15 protein-coding genes are annotated in these 15,047 nt (G+C 65.1%); 7 read left to right on the top strand and 8 right to left on the bottom strand.

Annotation, left to right across the window (positions count from 1 at the left end; translation table 11 throughout):
* Position 1: 1 nt before the first annotated feature.
* The 3 genes from D8676_RS09755 to uxaC form a co-directional block, all read right to left on the bottom strand.
* Positions 2-538 (bottom strand): TRAP transporter small permease, encoded by a 537-nt coding sequence (locus D8676_RS09755; protein WP_121580684.1) that lies wholly within the window; start codon positions 536-538, stop codon positions 2-4.
* Between the two features lie 127 nt (positions 539-665).
* On the bottom strand, positions 666-1,643 hold the full coding sequence (locus D8676_RS09750; protein WP_121580683.1) for a TRAP transporter substrate-binding protein: 978 nt from the start codon (positions 1,641-1,643) through the stop codon (positions 666-668).
* 37 nt (positions 1,644-1,680) lie between these two features.
* Entirely contained in the window at positions 1,681-3,090 is a 1,410-nt protein-coding gene (uxaC, locus tag D8676_RS09745) for a glucuronate isomerase (RefSeq protein ID WP_121580682.1), read from the bottom strand.
* A 125-nt stretch (positions 3,091-3,215) separates the two neighbouring features.
* On the opposite strand from uxaC, the gene D8676_RS09740 reads away from it, so the two are divergent.
* Positions 3,216-4,232, top strand: coding sequence for a Gfo/Idh/MocA family oxidoreductase (locus D8676_RS09740; RefSeq protein ID WP_121580681.1), 1,017 nt, complete (start codon positions 3,216-3,218; stop codon positions 4,230-4,232).
* Positions 4,233-4,333: 101 nt separating this feature from the next.
* Positions 4,334-5,290, top strand: a complete 957-nt coding sequence (locus D8676_RS09735) for a hydroxymethylglutaryl-CoA lyase (protein WP_121580680.1) — start codon at positions 4,334-4,336, stop codon at positions 5,288-5,290.
* 3 nt (positions 5,291-5,293) lie between these two features.
* Here the strand turns inward: D8676_RS09735 and D8676_RS09730 are convergent, their stop codons facing one another.
* The 3 genes from D8676_RS09730 to glmM form a co-directional block, all read right to left on the bottom strand.
* On the bottom strand, positions 5,294-6,931 hold the full coding sequence (locus tag D8676_RS09730) for a GMC family oxidoreductase N-terminal domain-containing protein (protein ID WP_121580679.1): 1,638 nt from the start codon (positions 6,929-6,931) through the stop codon (positions 5,294-5,296).
* Positions 6,932-6,985: 54 nt separating this feature from the next.
* Positions 6,986-7,387, bottom strand: a complete 402-nt coding sequence (gene msrB / locus D8676_RS09725) for a peptide-methionine (R)-S-oxide reductase MsrB (RefSeq protein ID WP_121580678.1) — start codon at positions 7,385-7,387, stop codon at positions 6,986-6,988.
* Between the two features lie 71 nt (positions 7,388-7,458).
* Positions 7,459-8,811: a phosphoglucosamine mutase gene (gene glmM, locus D8676_RS09720; protein ID WP_121580677.1), complete on the bottom strand. Its 1,353-nt coding sequence runs from the start codon at positions 8,809-8,811 to the stop codon at positions 7,459-7,461.
* A gap of 254 nt (positions 8,812-9,065) precedes the next feature.
* On the opposite strand from glmM, the gene D8676_RS27015 reads away from it, so the two are divergent.
* The 3 genes from D8676_RS27015 (at position 9,066) to D8676_RS09705 (ending at position 11,287) form a co-directional block, all read left to right on the top strand.
* Positions 9,066-9,401: a hypothetical protein gene (locus D8676_RS27015; RefSeq protein ID WP_183097047.1), complete on the top strand. Its 336-nt coding sequence runs from the start codon at positions 9,066-9,068 to the stop codon at positions 9,399-9,401.
* A 147-nt stretch (positions 9,402-9,548) separates the two neighbouring features.
* Positions 9,549-10,799: a PqqD family protein gene (locus D8676_RS09710; protein ID WP_183097046.1), complete on the top strand. Its 1,251-nt coding sequence runs from the start codon at positions 9,549-9,551 to the stop codon at positions 10,797-10,799.
* Between the two features lie 80 nt (positions 10,800-10,879).
* Positions 10,880-11,287, top strand: coding sequence for a hypothetical protein (locus D8676_RS09705; protein WP_121580675.1), 408 nt, complete (start codon positions 10,880-10,882; stop codon positions 11,285-11,287).
* A gap of 59 nt (positions 11,288-11,346) precedes the next feature.
* Here D8676_RS09705 and phaR read toward each other — a convergent pair whose 3' ends face one another.
* A complete protein-coding gene (gene phaR / locus D8676_RS09700) occupies positions 11,347-11,949 on the bottom strand; it encodes a polyhydroxyalkanoate synthesis repressor PhaR (RefSeq protein ID WP_121580674.1) in 603 nt (200 codons plus the stop codon).
* 283 nt (positions 11,950-12,232) lie between these two features.
* Between phaR and D8676_RS09695 the strand changes: the two genes are divergently transcribed.
* Positions 12,233-13,414 carry an acetyl-CoA C-acetyltransferase gene (locus D8676_RS09695; RefSeq protein WP_121580673.1) on the top strand — a complete coding sequence of 394 codons (1,182 nt, stop codon included), beginning with the start codon at positions 12,233-12,235 and terminating at the stop codon, positions 13,412-13,414.
* Between the two features lie 112 nt (positions 13,415-13,526).
* Positions 13,527-14,249 (top strand): beta-ketoacyl-ACP reductase, encoded by a 723-nt coding sequence (locus tag D8676_RS09690; protein WP_121580672.1) that lies wholly within the window; start codon positions 13,527-13,529, stop codon positions 14,247-14,249.
* 78 nt (positions 14,250-14,327) lie between these two features.
* On the opposite strand, the gene aqpZ is transcribed toward D8676_RS09690, so the two are convergent.
* Positions 14,328-15,017: an aquaporin Z gene (aqpZ, locus tag D8676_RS09685; protein WP_121580671.1), complete on the bottom strand. Its 690-nt coding sequence runs from the start codon at positions 15,015-15,017 to the stop codon at positions 14,328-14,330.
* Positions 15,018-15,047 lie beyond the last annotated feature (30 nt).

Genomic DNA, 15,047 nt, shown 5'->3' with positions numbered 1-15,047 from the left:
CTCAGGCCTCCTTGACCTGGGCCAGCGAGGGCACTTCGTCGTCCGCTTCGGCGTCGTGGTCGACATCCACCCCGGACCAGCGCAGCACGATCCGCTCCAGCGAGAACAACAGGATCAGCACGCCGCCCCCCGTCAGCGGCATGTATTTGAACGAGCCCGATATGCCGAGGCCGGGCATGACCTCCTCCCACTGCAGCCGCATCAGCACGATGCCGTACCAGATCATGCCGAAGGCGAAGGCAAACACGACGAGGTCGGACAGGGTGCGCAACACCTTCTTCGAGCCGGGCGGCAGCACATAGAGCAGCACATCGAAGCCGAGATGGTAGTTCTCGCGCACGCCGACAGCCGCGCCGAGGAAGATGAACCAGCTCATGATGATGATCGACGAGAGCTCGGTCCAGGCATTGCTCCAGTTCAGCACGTAGCGCAGGAAGACCTGCCAGCCGACGATCAGCGTCATGGCGACGAGCCCGGCGCCGGCGGCATAGAGCGCCGCGTTGGACAGGAAGGTCAGAGTGCGGCCGACGGCGGCCATGCGTGGGCGCTGGGTCAAGTCCGGCTCGGCTGCGCTGATCGGTTCTTGCACTGGTCCGCTCCTGGAAACGTGGACGGAAGAAAGGTCCGGGCCAGGATTTCCACCCGGGGCCCGGACCTTTCCGGTACTATTTCACCGCCTGGATGCGGGCGACGAGATCCTTCAGCTCCGGCGTGTTGACGTACTTTTCGTAGACCGGCTTCATCGCGTCGATGAAGGGCTGCTTGTCCGGGGTGGTGATCTGCGAACCGGCATCCTCGACGATCTTGCGGGATTCGGCGACGCGGGCGTCCCACAGCTCCCACTGCTTCTCCATGGACTCCTTGCCGGCCTGCCGGAAGATCGCCTTATCCTCGTCGCTGAGCTTGTCCCATGCCATCTTCGACATCACGAACACCTCCGGCACGATGGTATGCTCGTCGAGCGAATAGTTCTTCGCAACCTCGAAATGCTTCGCCGACTCGTAGCTCGGGAAGTTGTTCTCCGCGCCGTCGATGACGCCCGTCTCGATCGAGGAATAGACCTCGCCATAAGGCATCGGCGTGGCGGTGGCGCCGAGCGCGCCGACCATGTCGACGAAGACGTCCGACTGGATGACGCGGAACTTCAGGCCGGCCAGATCGGCAACGGTGTTGACCGGTTTCTTCGAGTTGTAGAAGGAGCGCGAGCCGCCGTCATAATAGGCGATGACGACCACGCCGTGCTGCTCGAAACCCTTGGCGATCTCGTCGCCGATCTCGCTCGCCATCACCTTGCGTGCATGGTCCGGCGAGGTAAAGAGATAGGGCAGCGACGGGATCATGGTCAGCGGCACCAGGCTGTTCCAAGGCGCCATCGAGACGCGGTTGAGGTCGATGACGCCCGAGCGCACCTGCTCGATCGTGTCGGCCTCCTGACCGAGCTGAGCCGAGTGATAGACCTCGACCGAATAGCGGCCGTCGGTCCGCTCCTTGATCAGGTCGCCGAAATACTTCACCGCCTCGACGGTCGGATAGCCGTCGGGATGCGTGTCGGACGAACGCAGCACCGTCTGGGCATTGGCCGCCCCGACCAGCAAGGTCGCGGCGGCAAGCGCCGTCCCTGCCAGTTTCGTGAAATGCAACATGGTCTCCTCCCGTTTGCATGTCGGGCGCCATTGCCCGCTAGAGCCGGTACGCCTTCTTCGCCAGCGTATAGGCCAGTTCCTGCGCAAGCTCGTGCGCCTCGTCCTCCCTCAGCCGATGCTCCGAGACGAGGCGTGCGAGAAATGCGCAATCGACCCGGCGCGCCACGTCGTGACGGGCCGGTATGGATGGAAAGGCGCGAGTGTCGTCGTTGAAGCCGACGGTGTTGTAGAAACCCGCCGTCTCCGTCGTCATCTCGCGGAAGCGGCGCATGCCCTCGGGGCTGTCGTGGAACCACCATGCGGGCCCGAGCCTCAGCGCCGGATAGACGCCGGCGAGCGGAGCGAGTTCGCGCGCATAGCTCGTCTCGTCCAGCGTGAAGACGATGACGGAAAGGCGGGGCTCCGTGCCGACCGCGTCGAGCAGCGGCTTCAGCGCCGCGACGTAGTCGGTACGCGTCGGTATGTCGAAACCCTTGTCGCGTCCGAACCTCTGCATCATCGCCGGCGAATGGTTGCGCCAGGAGCCCGGATGGATCTGCAGGACCAGCCCGTCGTCGAGGCTCATCTTCGCCATCTCGGTCAGCATCTGTGCGCGGAAGAGCCGCCGCTCGCGCTCGTCTTCCGAGCCGCGCCGGATGCGGTTGAACAGTTCCGCCGCTGCTGCGTCGGACAGGTTCGCCGTCTCTGCTGTCAGATGGCCGTGATCCGACGACGTCGCGCCGAACTCCTTGAAATAGGCGCGCCGCCGTCGGTGGGCATCAAGATAGCCCGACCATGTGCCGGTGTCGGAGCCGGTGATCTCGCCGAGCCTGTCGAGATTGGCGGCAAAACCTTCGAAATCAGGATCGACCACGGCATCGGGCCGGTAGGCCGTCACCACGCGCCCGTCCCAGCCGCTGTCGCGGATCATCCGATGCCATTTCAAATCGTCGAGCGCGCCCTCGGTGGTGGCGATCGCCTCGATGTTGAAGCGCTTGAACAAAGCGCGCGGACGATAGTCGTCGGTCGCAAGCAGCGCCGCGATCCTGTCGTAGTGCGCGTCCGCGGTGGCGGCCGACAGCGGCTCCGCGATGCCGAAGAGATGCTCCAGCGTGTAGTCGAACCAGAGCCGGGTCGGCGTGCCGCGAAAGAGAAAATAGTTCTCGGCGAAACGCCGCCAGATGGTGCGGCCGTCCGTCTCTACCGGCGAGCCGTCCAGCGTCGGCACGCCAAGGTCCTCCAGCCGGATGCCTTGGCTGAACAGCATGCGGAAAATGTAGTGATCGGGCACGATCAGAAGCTGCGCCGGATCCGGAAAAGGCTCGTCGAGCGCATACCAGCTGGGATCGGTGTGGCCGTGCGGACTGACGATCGGCAGATTCCTGACCGCGGCGTAGAGATCGCGCGCCACCTGGCGCGGGCCCGCTTCGGCCGGAAACAGAAGATCGTCGGCGATCAATGCGCCCATCGGTCCAGACTTCCTCCCCGGGCGCAACCGTATTGGCGAGCTTACGGCAATGTCAACATACAAAAATCACAAGGTTGTATGATGACTTTCGGGAAGCTATCGTGCCGGCCTCGGAGGAACATCGCATGAGGAAGATCGGCATCATCGGGCTCGGCATGGCGTCGGCGCCCCATGCGAGGAGCCTTCAGGATCTGAAAGAACGCGTCCAGGTCAAGGCAGCCTTTAGTCCAAGTGCCCAGCGCCGGAAGGCCTTCGCTGAGACCTACGGCTTCGCTCTCGCCGACAGCGCCGACGCCATCTTCTCCGATGCTTCCATCGACGCCGTGCTGCTGCTGACGCCGCCGAACACGCATCTCGATCTCGTCCGCCGCGCGGCCCTAGCCGGCAAACATGTTCTGCTGGAAAAACCGCTGGAGATCAGCCTCAAGCGTGCCGAGGACCTCGTCGCCGTTGCCGAAAACGCCGGCGTGAAGCTCGGCGTCGTTCTGCAGCACCGCTTCCGCCCGATCAGCACGGCACTTGCCGGCCTCATCCGCGAGGGCCGCCTCGGCGACATCGTCAGCGCCTCGGCGCGGCTCTACAACTGGCGCCCGCAGAGTTATTACGATCAGCCCGGCCGCGGCACGCGAGCGCGCGACGGTGGCGGCGTGCTGCTCACCCAGGCGATCCACACGCTCGACCTGATGATCTCGCTGGCCGGCCTGCCGGTCGAGGTGACCGGCTATGCCGCGACCAGCCCGGTGCACAGGATGGAGACGGAAGACCTCGCCTTTGCCGCGACCCGATTTGAGGATGGCGGCATCGGCGCGATCAGCGCAACGACCTCGGCCTATCCCGGCATTCCCGACGCGGTCGACATCATCGGCACCAAGGGCATGGCGCGCATCGAGGGCGCGAAGATGATCGCCCATTTCCACGACGGCACCGAGGAGATCGTCAACGACGGCGCGCTCGGCGGCGGCGCCGGCGCGGACCCGATGGCCTTTCCGCATCATCACCACCGGGCCGTTATCGAAGATTTCCTCGACGCCATCGAAGGGGATCGCGACCCCGCCGTCACCGGCCGCGAAGCGCTGAAGGTGCACCGCCTGATCGCCGCGATATTGCGTTCGTCCGAGACGGGCGAACGCGCCGAGGTCTGACGCTGGGCCCCGACAGCCGGTCGATCTTCCGGCAACACGCCTTTGCATCGCTGCGCTCGACACCATATGACCGGAACAGAGACGTGTCGGGAGTTCTGACGATGCTTGCGACGGACAAGGTCAAGAAGGTCCACCTCATGGAGGTCGGTCCGCGCGACGGCTTCCAGTCCGAAAAACAGTTCGTCCCGACCGAGACCAAGATCAGGGTCATCAACGCGCTGTCGCGCACCGGCCTGCCGGCGATCCAGGTGACGTCCTTCGTGCACCCGAAGGCCATCCCGCAATTCGTGGACGCGGAGGATGTGGTCGCCGGCATCGATATCGTGCCCGGCGTCAGCTATCGCGCGCTGGTGCCGAACATGCGCGGGCTGGAGCGCGCCCGCCGCTTCCGCGACCGCATCGACGGCGTTTCCTTCATGCTGTCGGTGACGGAATCCCACAACCGCGCCAACGGCAACCGGTCGATCGACCAGACGCTCGAGGAGATCGCCGGCATGGCCAGGCTGGCGGCCGAAGACGGCTTCACGATCTACGGTAGCATGATCTGCGCGCTCGGCTGCCCCTTCGAAGGGCAGGTGGGACTGGACCAGCTTGATCGCATCGCCGCCCGCTACGTCGAGCTTGGCGTCCGCAAAATCTCGATCGCCGACACGATCGGCGTCGCCAACCCGAAGCTGGTCCACGACGTCGTTTCGCACATGGTCGCGAGATATCCGGAGGTGGCGTTCAACATGCACCTCCACAACACCCGCGACATGGCTCTGGCGAACACGCTTGCCGCGCTGGAGGCGGGCGTCAGCCGCTTCGACGGAGGCGTCGCCGGGCTGGGCGGCTGTCCCTACGCGCCGGGCGCAACCGGCAACATCGCGACCGAGGACATGGTGAACATGCTGCACGGCATGGGCATCGAGACGGGCATCGATCTCGACAAGCTGCTCGACGTGGCCAGGGTGCACAAGGAGTTCATCCCGCATGCGCTCGACAGCGCGCTGTTGCGCGCCGGCCGCGGCAACGTGCTCCTGCCTGCGCCCGAGCGCCAGCAGAAGGTGGCTTCCTGACGGTCAGGCCTGGCGCGCGTCTTCCAGGATCATCGACGCGCCCTTCTCGGCGATCATCATCGTCGGCGAATTGGTGTTGCCCGAGGTGATCGTCGGCATCACCGACGCGTCGACCACGCGCAAGCCGCCGAGCCCGATCACCCTGAGGCGCTCGTCGACGACCGCGCCACGATCGCTCGCCAGTCCCATCTTCGCCGTCCCGACCGGATGGAAGATCGTCGTGCCGATGTCACCCGCCGCCTTCGCCAATGCCTCGTCCTCGTCGGGTACGCCGGGGCCGGGCAGGAACTCCTCCGGCCTGTAGCGATCGAGCGCCGGCGCCCTGGCGATCTGCCGTGCGATGCGGATCGACTGCGCCGCGACGCGCCGGTCCTCCTCCGTCGACAGATAGTTCGGCGCGATGAACGGCTTGTCGTGGAGATCCGCGGAACGGATGCGCACCATGCCGCGGCTCTCCGGTTGCAGGTTACAGACGCTGGTGGTGAGGCCGGGGAACCGATGCAGAGGATCCCCGAACTTGTCGAGCGACAGCGGCTGGATGTGGAACTGCAGGTTGGCCCGCTCGCGCTCGGGCTCCGAGCGCACGAAGACGCCGAGTTGCGACGGCGCCATGGTCAGCGGCCCGCGCCGGAACAGCGCATATTCGACGCCCATCCACCCGCGGCGCACGAGCGAGTGATAGGTCTCGTTCATCGTGCGGGCGTTGGAAAGCTTGTAGATGATGCGAAGCTGAAGATGATCCTGCAGATTGGCGCCGACGCCCGGCATCTCCCTGAGCACTTCGACGCCGGCCTGTCGCAGGACGTCGGCGGGGCCGATGCCCGACCGCTGCAAGATCTCCACGGAGCCGATCGAGCCGGACGAGAGGGTGACCTCGCCGCGGCATCTGACGGTATGCGTCGCTCCCTTGTGCCGGACGGTGACGCCGCTGGCGCGTGTCCCCTCGAAGGCCAGTTTCTCGACATGGCATTCGGTGAGGAGATGAAGGTTCGGTCGCGACAGCACAGGCTTCAGGAAGGCGGTCGCGGAAGACCAGCGCAGCCCGCGCCGCTGGTTGACGTGGAAGTAGCAGGAGCCGGCATTGTCGCCGCAGTTGAAGTCGTCGATCGCAGCTATCCCGCGTTCTGCCGCCGCTTCCCGATAGGCCTCCAATATCTCCCACTTCACGCGCGGCGGCTCGATCCGCAGCTCGCCGCCGACGGCGTGCGCGTCGCTCGCGCCGAGGAAATGGTCCTCGTGCTTCTTGAAATAGGGCAGCACGTCGTCCCAGCCCCAGCCGGTGAGGCCGAGCTGCCGCCAGTGGTCGTAGTCGCCGGCCTGGCCGCGCATGTAGATCATCGCGTTGATGGCCGACGAGCCGCCGATCACCTTGCCGCGCGGATAGGCGAGGCTGCGGCCATTGAGGCCGGGCTCCGCCTCGGTGCGGAAGCACCAGTCGGCGCGCGGATTGCCGATGGCGAAGAGATAGCCGGCGGGGATATGGAACCACACCCAATTGTCGCGCCCGCCCGCCTCCAGCACGAGGACGCGGTTCTTCGGATCGGCCGAAAGCCGGTTCGCCAGGATGCAGCCGGCGGAACCCGCGCCGACCACGACATAATCGTATTCGACGTCAGCATCGACGCCTGCAAGACGGGGCATGCTAGCCCACCCTTGGCAGCGTGATCGCGTCGGCCCCCACCCTCCCCGGCATGCTCAGGTCGCCTGAAAGTTCAGCGCGACGCCGTTGATGCAGTAGCGCAGATAGGTCGGCGGCGGGCCGTCCTCGAAGACGTGGCCGAGATGGCTGCCGCAGCGCGCGCAATGAACCTCGGTACGGACCATGCCATAGCTGCGGTCGGTCGTGGTCTCGACGGAGCCGGGGACCGGGTCGTTGAAGCTCGGCCAGCCGGTGCCGCTTTCGAACTTCAGCTTGGATTCGAACAGCGGCTGGTCGCAGCCGGCGCAACTGAACGTGCCGGCCCGCTTCTCGTGAAGCAGCGCGCAGCTTCCGGGCCGCTCGGTGCCGTGGTTGCGCATCACCTGGTACTGTTCCGGCGTCAGCCTGGCGCGCCATTCGGCATCCGTATGAGTGACGGGATAGGTTTTCGCATCCATGGCGTGCTCCCTTCGTGCTGCGCCCAATGTAGGGCGCAGACGGCGGTTCTGCAAAGCAGGAATGCCCGCGGCTAGGCGGCGCTGCGCGTCTCGGAGATGACGCCGACGATGTCGTCGACCACGCGCCTGACCAGGCCTGGATCGTCGCCCTCCGCCATCACGCGGATCAGCGGTTCTGTTCCGGAAGGGCGGATCACCAGCCGGCCCGACTGGCCGAGAAGGTTGCGCGCCTCCTCGATCGCCGCCTTGACCCGCGCCTCTTCAAGCGGCTTGCCGCCGGAGAAGCGGACATTCTTCAGAAGCTGCGGCACCGGCTCGAATTTCTTGGCGACCTCGCTGACGGGCTTGCCCTGCCGCTTGATGCAGGCGAGCACCTGCAGCGCCGACACCAGACCGTCGCCAGTGGTGGAGAAGTCGGAAAGCACGATATGGCCGGACTGCTCGCCGCCGACATTCAGCCCATGCGCGCGCATGTGCTCGACGACATAGCGGTCGCCGACCTTGGTGCGGTGCAGTTCCAGCCCGATGCCGGAGAGGAAGCGTTCGAGGCCGAGATTCGACATGACCGTCGCCGCCACAGCTCCGCCGGCGAGCTTGCCCGACTTGTGCCAGGCTTCCGCCACCAGCGCCATGATCTGGTCGCCGTCGATGACCTCGCCGTTCTCGTCGACGATGACGACGCGATCGGCGTCGCCGTCGAGCGCGATGCCGATGTCGGCGCGCACCTCGTGCACCTTCTTCGACAAGCCTTCCGGATGGGTGGAGCCGCACTCATGGTTGATGTTGAAGCCGTTGGGCTCGACATTGATCGAAACGACCTCAGCGCCGAGTTCCCAGAGTGCTTCCGGCGCCACCTTGTAGGCGGCCCCGTTGGCGCAGTCGACGACGACCCTGAGTCCCGCCAGCGACATCGACTTGGGCAGCGTGCGCTTGGCGAATTCGATGTAGCGGTCGTGCACGCCGTCGATCCGCTTCGCCCGGCCGAGCCCTTCGGAATCGGCCAGCGCCATCTCGACGCCGTCTTCCAGCATCGCCTCGATGCGTTGCTCGATCTCGTCGGAGAGCTTGTAGCCGTCAGGCCCGAACAGCTTGATGCCGTTGTCGAAATAGGGGTTGTGCGAGGCCGAGATCATGACGCCGATGTCGGCGCGCAGCGAGCGCGCCAGCATCGCCACGGCGGGCGTCGGAATGGGCCCGAGCAGGAACACGTCCATGCCGGCGGCGGTCAGCCCGGCCACCATCGCGTTCTCGATCATGTAGCCGGACAGGCGCGTATCCTTGCCGAGCACGACCCTGTGCCGGTGATTGCCGCGCTGGAAGGACAGGCCGGCGGCCATGCCGACCTTCATCGCCACTTCCGCCGTCATCGGAAATGTATTGGCCTTGCCACGGATGCCGTCCGTGCCGAAATATTTGCCGCTCATCTTTGTCGTCCCCGAAAAGCTTGACGCTTTCTGGCGCCTTTGGCGCGGTTTCTGCCACAGAATGGCACACGCCTCGCAATCACATTTGATGATTCTATATTACGAACCCCTTAGAAATCATTGTCGATTTGTGCGGTTGGTAAAAATCGCCCGCGGCGTGGAATAAGCGACGAATTCTCCCGTTCTTCCAGCCGGATCGGAGCCTGTGTCCCAGGCACAAGGGTCCGGCCGCAGAACCTGAAAGGAGAAATGCCATGTCGGACAGGATTTTTGACAAGTCGGACAACCATCCCGACGTCGAAGGAAAGGATATGAGCCGCCGCCGCATGCTGGCGCTGCTCGGCATCACCGGAGCCGCCGCCTATGCCGCGCCGACCCTGCTTTCGCTCGACCAGGCAAGGGCATCCGGCGGAAGCGGTGGCGGCTCGGGCGGCGGCGGTGGCCGTGGCGGCAGGGGCAGCGGCGGTTCCGGCGGACGCGGCTCGCGCGGCTCCGGCGGTTCGCGGGGCTCGCGCGGTTCCGGCGGACGAGGACGCCGTTCGGTCAACGCCGGCAATCTCCTCCGTCCCCTCCGCCGTATCTTCAGCTGACCGACTGACAGTGTCGGAGCAGCGGAGGCAATACGCTTCCGTTGCTCCGTCTCCTTGTCCGGCAAGGCTTCATCCGGAACCGCTTCGCACCTGCTCTGTTGGCGGCCGGAAACGATGCCGGCTCACCGACTTCCATCGGATCGCCTGATGTTCGTCCTTCTTCCGCATGGCCTGGAAAGGCCGCTCGTCTTCTCCCCCGATACGGCTCACGTCGCCGGGATGCTGCAATCGGTTCTGACCGGCTGGCCGATGAAGAGCGACCGCAAATTGGCCGGGAAGCCGCTTCTCCGGATCTTCGCCGACGGCGGCGAGATCATCATCGAGCGGCCCGAGGACGGGGGAACCTTCCATGAGCCGACCGCCGTCAGCGCCGTCTGCTCGCTGGTCGTCGAGGTGGTCGATGCGCTGGCGGCCGCTTCGCCCGGACTGGTCTGCCTTCACGCTGCGGCAGCCGAGTTCGGCGGACGCCTCGTTCTCTTCCCCGCGGCGCATCGCGCCGGCAAGAGCACGCTGATGGGGCGGCTTTCGGCTGGCGGACGACGCATCTTCGCCGACGACATCCTGCCGTTCGACCTTACCGCCGGCGAAGCCGTCTCGACTGGATGCATGACGCGGCTGCGGCTGCCACTTCCCCGCCGGACGAGCCGCGCATTCAAAAACCATGTGCGCGACCGGACGGTCCTGAGCGACGGCTATTACGCCTACCTCTCCGCGCCAAAGGACGCGGAAATCCGCTTCGGCGAACGGCTGCCACTTGGCGCCGTCGTCCTGCTTGAACGCAACAATCGGCCTGTGCGGGCGCGGCTGGAGCCCGCGCCGCTCGACCGGACGCTCCTCGAAATCCTCACGCGCAACACGCGCGACGATCGCGACGCGCTGCTGCTGCTTTCCACTTTCGCCTCGATCATCAGGCACGTTCCCGTGCAACGCCTCGTCTATTCGGATCTGGAGGACGCCGTCCGCTGCCTCGACGTGGCGTTTGGAAAAGAGGCACCTGCCTCACCGCGCCCGATCCGGGCCAATCCGGTGATCCGCGACGAGTTGTCGGGCGCACGGGTCAAACAGGCCGGTCCGCCCGCGCCGAAGCCCGGCCTGCCCCTCTACCGGAGGAGTCCTTCCGTCACATTGGAACGGGTCGACGCGTCCGGCTTCCTCCTGGACAGCCGCGGCAACGGCATTCACATGCTCGACCCGCTCGGCCTCGGCGTCTGGAACCTTCTCGAAACGCCGCGTGATGCGTCGTCGCTTTGCGATGTCGTTGCCGGCGCCTTCCCTGAAACGCCTCGTCAAAAGGTGGCGGACGACATCGACGGGTTGCTGTCGGCGCTTGTCGGCGAAGGCTTGGTCGAGCGGGTCGGCGCAGCTGTCCGGGACGTGTCCCTGATGGGCGGACTGTGAAGCAGCCGCCCTCTGCCGGACCTTGACGCGCCGCCGATTGCGCTCTCTACAGGGCGGACAAAACCTCTCAGGAGAAAGCCGTGCTGACGAGCGTCCCGCTGCTGGTCGTGTCCTTCATCCTCTACAATCTCGGCCTGGCCGGCCTGTTCGGCGACGGGCCGAACGGAGACCCATGGGCAACCGAGCTGTTCTCCTTCCGCATGATGTCGGGCGGCGTATTCTCGATGACGCTTGGAATATCGATGATCGTGATCGCGCTTCTGCTCTTCTTCGTCGAGATCGTGAAGTCGACCCGCACCTCGAACGCCTCGGTGGTCGACCACCTGTTGTCGACCTTCGTCTTCGTCGCCTTCCTGGTCGAATTCCTGCTGGTGGAGGGTGCGGCGCACCCGGTCTTCTTCGTCCTGATGGTGATTTCGCTTATCGACGTGCTGGCCGGCTTTTCCGTGTCGCTGCGCGCGGCGGGACGGGACGTCAGCTTCAACTGACCTCCCCGACGGCTCTCAGCCACCTGCAGTGAAGCACTGCCGCCTCGATAGGCGGCGCGTCAACCCATCGAGTCGATCTTGCGCTGCATCGCAGCGATCTGCTGCTTCAGCTCCGAAAGCTCGTCGGATTTCTCGCCGCCCTTTCCGCGACCGCCCTCCGGTGGCGCGGCCTGACTGCCGGTCGGGGGAAACGGCGTGAACATGCGCATGGCGTTCTGGAACAGCTCGATGTTGCGGCGCGTCTGCTCCTCGATCGCCTTCATCGGCGGGGTCATCTTCATCATCTCCATGGGTCCCTTGCCCATGGCCGATTTCATCTGTTCGCGGAACCGTTCCTGTTCCTTGGCGAAGGCGATCATCGACTGTTCGAGGAAGCTCGGCACCACCATCTGCATCTGGTCGCCGTAGAAGGAGATGAGCTGGCGCAGGAAGGAGATCGGCAGCATGTTCTGCCCGTCCTTGTTCTCCAGCTCGAAGATGATCTGGGTGAGGACGGGATGCGTGATGTCGTCGCCCGTCTTGGCGTCCTGCACGGTGAAGTCCTCGCCCTTCTTGACCATTTCGGCGAGGTCCTCGAGCGTCACATACGTGCTGGTGCCCGTATTGTAGAGGCGGCGGTTGGCGTATTTCTTGATCACCACCGGTTCGTCTTTGGCGGGCATCGACATCCTCCCAGAAGACCAGGCAGCCTCGTAAGCCCCCGGCAACGATTGCGCCTTTCGGGCAGGATATGCCCAAAAGCATCGCAATTCCAAGTAGTTTGTGCACTGCGGGATAATTGTTATGTTGCAGTGCCGGCAAATTATGCTGCGCAGCATAACAGTAGCCGCCGTCCCTGCGCCGCCGGATCGCCGATTTCCGGTTTGACTCGGCCCGTGGAAACGCGGGAGAAATGCTCATAAATCCGGTGCGCCTACCAAGCACCCTCACACTCTGGAGAAAACCATGCCTGCTTCCATCGTCGTCGCCGGAGCCGCCCGCACCCCGGTCGGCTCGTTCAACGGGGCATTCGCCAACGTGCCCGCGCATGAGCTCGGCGCCGTCGCCATCAAGGAAGCGCTGACCCGATCCGGCGTCGACGCCAAGGAAGTCGACGAGGTCATCCTCGGCCAGATCCTGACGGCCGCGCAGGGCCAGAACCCCGCCCGCCAGGCCGCCATGGCCGCCGGCATTCCGCAGGAGACCACCGCCTGGGGCCTCAACCAGCTCTGCGGCTCAGGCTTGCGCGCCATCGCAGTCGGCATGCAGCAGATCACCTCGGGCGACGCGAAGATCATCGTCGCCGGCGGCCAGGAATCCATGTCCATGGCCCCGCACGCGCAATATCTGCGCAGCGGCGTCAAGATGGGCGACCTGAAGCTCGTCGACACGATGATCAAGGACGGTCTGACCGACGCCTTCCACGGCTACCACATGGGCATCACCGCCGAGAACGTCGCGCGCCAATGGCAGCTGACCCGCGACGAGCAGGACCGTTTCGCCGTCGCCTCGCAGAACAAGGCGGAGGCCGCACAGAAGGCGGGAAGGTTCAAGGACGAGATTACCGCGGTCACCATCAAGGGCCGCAAGGGCGACACGATCGTCGACCAGGACGAGTATATCCGCGCAGGCACCACGCTGGAGACCGTCGCCAAGCTGAAGCCCGCCTTCGACAAGGACGGCACGGTAACCGCCGCCAACGCGTCCGGCATCAATGACGGCGCCGCCGCCGTCGTGCTGATGACCGAGGACGAGGCTTCGCGGCGTGGCCTCACCCCGCTGGTGCGCATCGTCTCCTGGGCGACGGCCGGCGTCGACCCTGCGATCATGGGCACCGGCCCGATCCCGGCTTCGCGCAAGGCGCTGGAGAAGGCCGGCTGGTCGGTTGCCGACCTCGATCTCGTCGAGGCCAACGAAGCCTTTGCCGCGCAGGCCTGCGCCGTCAACAAGGACATGGGCTGGAACCCGGAGATCGTGAACGTCAACGGCGGCGCCATTGCCATCGGCCATCCGGTCGGTGCTTCCGGCGCCCGCGTCTTCAACACGCTGGTCTTCGAGATGAAGCGCCGCGGCGCCAGGAAGGGCCTCGCCACGCTCTGCATCGGCGGCGGCATGGGCGTCGCCATGTGCGTGGAAGCGATGAACTGAGGGGAATCAGGGGAGTAAGGCAGTAGGAGAGCAGGGGATCTAGGTCGGCCTTCAACGAACCTATTCCCCTGCTCGCCTGCTCCGTACTCCCTACAACAGGGAGGAACTTTGCATGACACGCGTCGCACTGGTGACGGGAGGCTCGCGCGGCATAGGCGCCGCGATCTCGGTCGCGCTGAAGAATGCCGGCTACACCGTCGCCGCCAACTATGCCGGCAATGACGAGGCCGCGGATAAGTTCAAGGCGGAGACGGGCATCCCCGTCTACAAATGGTCGGTCGCTGACTACGACGCTTGTGCCGCCGGCATCGGCCGGGTGGAGGCCGATCTCGGCCCGGTATCGGTGCTGGTCAACAATGCCGGCATCACCCGCGACGCAATGTTCCACCGGATGACGCGCGAGCAGTGGAAGGACGTGATCGACACCAATCTCAACGGCCTCTTCAACATGACGCATCCGCTATGGAGCGGCATGCGCGACCGCAAGTTCGGCCGTATCATCAACATCTCCTCCATCAACGGTCAGAAGGGCCAGATGGGCCAGTCGAACTATGCTGCCTCAAAGGCGGGCGACATCGGCTTCACCAAGACGCTGGCACAGGAAGGCGCGAGGGCCGGCATCACGGTCAATGCGATCTGCCCGGGCTATATCGGCACGGAAATGGTGCGCGCTGTGCCGGAGAAGGTGCTGGAGACGATCGTGGCAGCCATTCCGGCCGGCCGCCTCGGCGAACCCGACGAGATCGCCCGCTGCGTGGTGTTTCTGGCGTCCGAGGATTCCGGCTTCATCACCGGGTCAACCCTCACCGCCAATGGCGGCCAGTACATGACTTGACCGCCATGGGCGGCCTTGCTTGCCAGGTAGTAGAAGAAAAAACGGCGCCGATGGCGCCGTTTCCTTTTTCAGCTCTGCTCAGTCTTTTTCGAACAGCGCCTTGTGCGTGATGCCGGCAAGCGCGGCGCCGACGATCGGCGCGACCCAGAACAGCCAGAGCTGCTGCAATGCGATGCCGCCGACGAACAGCGCCGGGCCGGTCGAGCGCGCCGGATTGACCGACGTGTTGGTCACCGGGATCGAGATCAGGTGGATCAGCGTCAGCGCCAGGCCGATGGCGATCGGTGCAAAGCCCTTGGGAACGCGGCCATGCGTCGCCCCGAGGATGATGATCAGGAACATGAAGGTCAGCACGACCTCGATGACCAGCGCCGAGCCGAGCCCGTATTTGCCTGGAGAGGCTTCGCCATAGCCGTTGGTGGCGAAACCGCCGATACCGGCGAAGTCGGCCTTGCCGCTGACCACGACATAGAGCACCGCCGAAGCCACGATCGCTCCGATCACCTGGGCGATCACATAGGGAATGAGATCCTTAGCCTCGAAGCGTCCGCCGATCATTAGGCCCACCGAGACGGCCGGATTGAAATGGCCGCCCGAAATGCCGCCAACCGCATAGACCATGGTGAGCACGGTAAGGCCGAAGGCCAGCGCGACACCGACGAACCCGATTCCAAGTTCCGGAAACGCCGCGGCGAGCACGGCGCTGCCGCAACCGCCGAAGACGAGCCAGAACGTTCCGAGAAATTCCGCGAGAAGCCTTTTAGACATGTTTCCCTCCTGCAAAGCCCCGCGTGTAAT

This window comes from Mesorhizobium sp. YM1C-6-2, from assembly GCF_003666685.1.
GTDB lineage: Bacteria > Pseudomonadota > Alphaproteobacteria > Rhizobiales > Rhizobiaceae > Mesorhizobium_K.
This window is presented reverse-complemented; position numbering and strand designations above follow the sequence as displayed.

What these genes read in the sequence shown, in the direction of transcription:
- D8676_RS09755 (WP_121580684.1), bottom strand. Translation starts at nt 538, where the DNA reads ATGGCCGCCGTCGGCCGCACTCTGACCTTCCTGTCCAACGCGGCGCTC.
- D8676_RS09750 (WP_121580683.1), bottom strand. Translation starts at nt 1,643, where the DNA reads ATGTTGCATTTCACGAAACTGGCAGGGACGGCGCTTGCCGCCGCGACC.
- uxaC (WP_121580682.1), bottom strand. Translation starts at nt 3,090, where the DNA reads ATGGGCGCATTGATCGCCGACGATCTTCTGTTTCCGGCCGAAGCGGGC.
- D8676_RS09740 (WP_121580681.1), top strand. Translation starts at nt 3,216, where the DNA reads ATGAGGAAGATCGGCATCATCGGGCTCGGCATGGCGTCGGCGCCCCAT.
- D8676_RS09735 (WP_121580680.1), top strand. Translation starts at nt 4,334, where the DNA reads ATGCTTGCGACGGACAAGGTCAAGAAGGTCCACCTCATGGAGGTCGGT.
- D8676_RS09730 (WP_121580679.1), bottom strand. Translation starts at nt 6,931, where the DNA reads ATGCCCCGTCTTGCAGGCGTCGATGCTGACGTCGAATACGATTATGTC.
- msrB (WP_121580678.1), bottom strand. Translation starts at nt 7,387, where the DNA reads ATGGATGCGAAAACCTATCCCGTCACTCATACGGATGCCGAATGGCGC.
- glmM (WP_121580677.1), bottom strand. Translation starts at nt 8,811, where the DNA reads ATGAGCGGCAAATATTTCGGCACGGACGGCATCCGTGGCAAGGCCAAT.
- D8676_RS27015 (WP_183097047.1), top strand. Translation starts at nt 9,066, where the DNA reads ATGTCGGACAGGATTTTTGACAAGTCGGACAACCATCCCGACGTCGAA.
- D8676_RS09710 (WP_183097046.1), top strand. Translation starts at nt 9,549, where the DNA reads ATGTTCGTCCTTCTTCCGCATGGCCTGGAAAGGCCGCTCGTCTTCTCC.
- phaR (WP_121580674.1), bottom strand. Translation starts at nt 11,949, where the DNA reads ATGCCCGCCAAAGACGAACCGGTGGTGATCAAGAAATACGCCAACCGC.
- D8676_RS09695 (WP_121580673.1), top strand. Translation starts at nt 12,233, where the DNA reads ATGCCTGCTTCCATCGTCGTCGCCGGAGCCGCCCGCACCCCGGTCGGC.
- D8676_RS09690 (WP_121580672.1), top strand. Translation starts at nt 13,527, where the DNA reads ATGACACGCGTCGCACTGGTGACGGGAGGCTCGCGCGGCATAGGCGCC.
- aqpZ (WP_121580671.1), bottom strand. Translation starts at nt 15,017, where the DNA reads ATGTCTAAAAGGCTTCTCGCGGAATTTCTCGGAACGTTCTGGCTCGTC.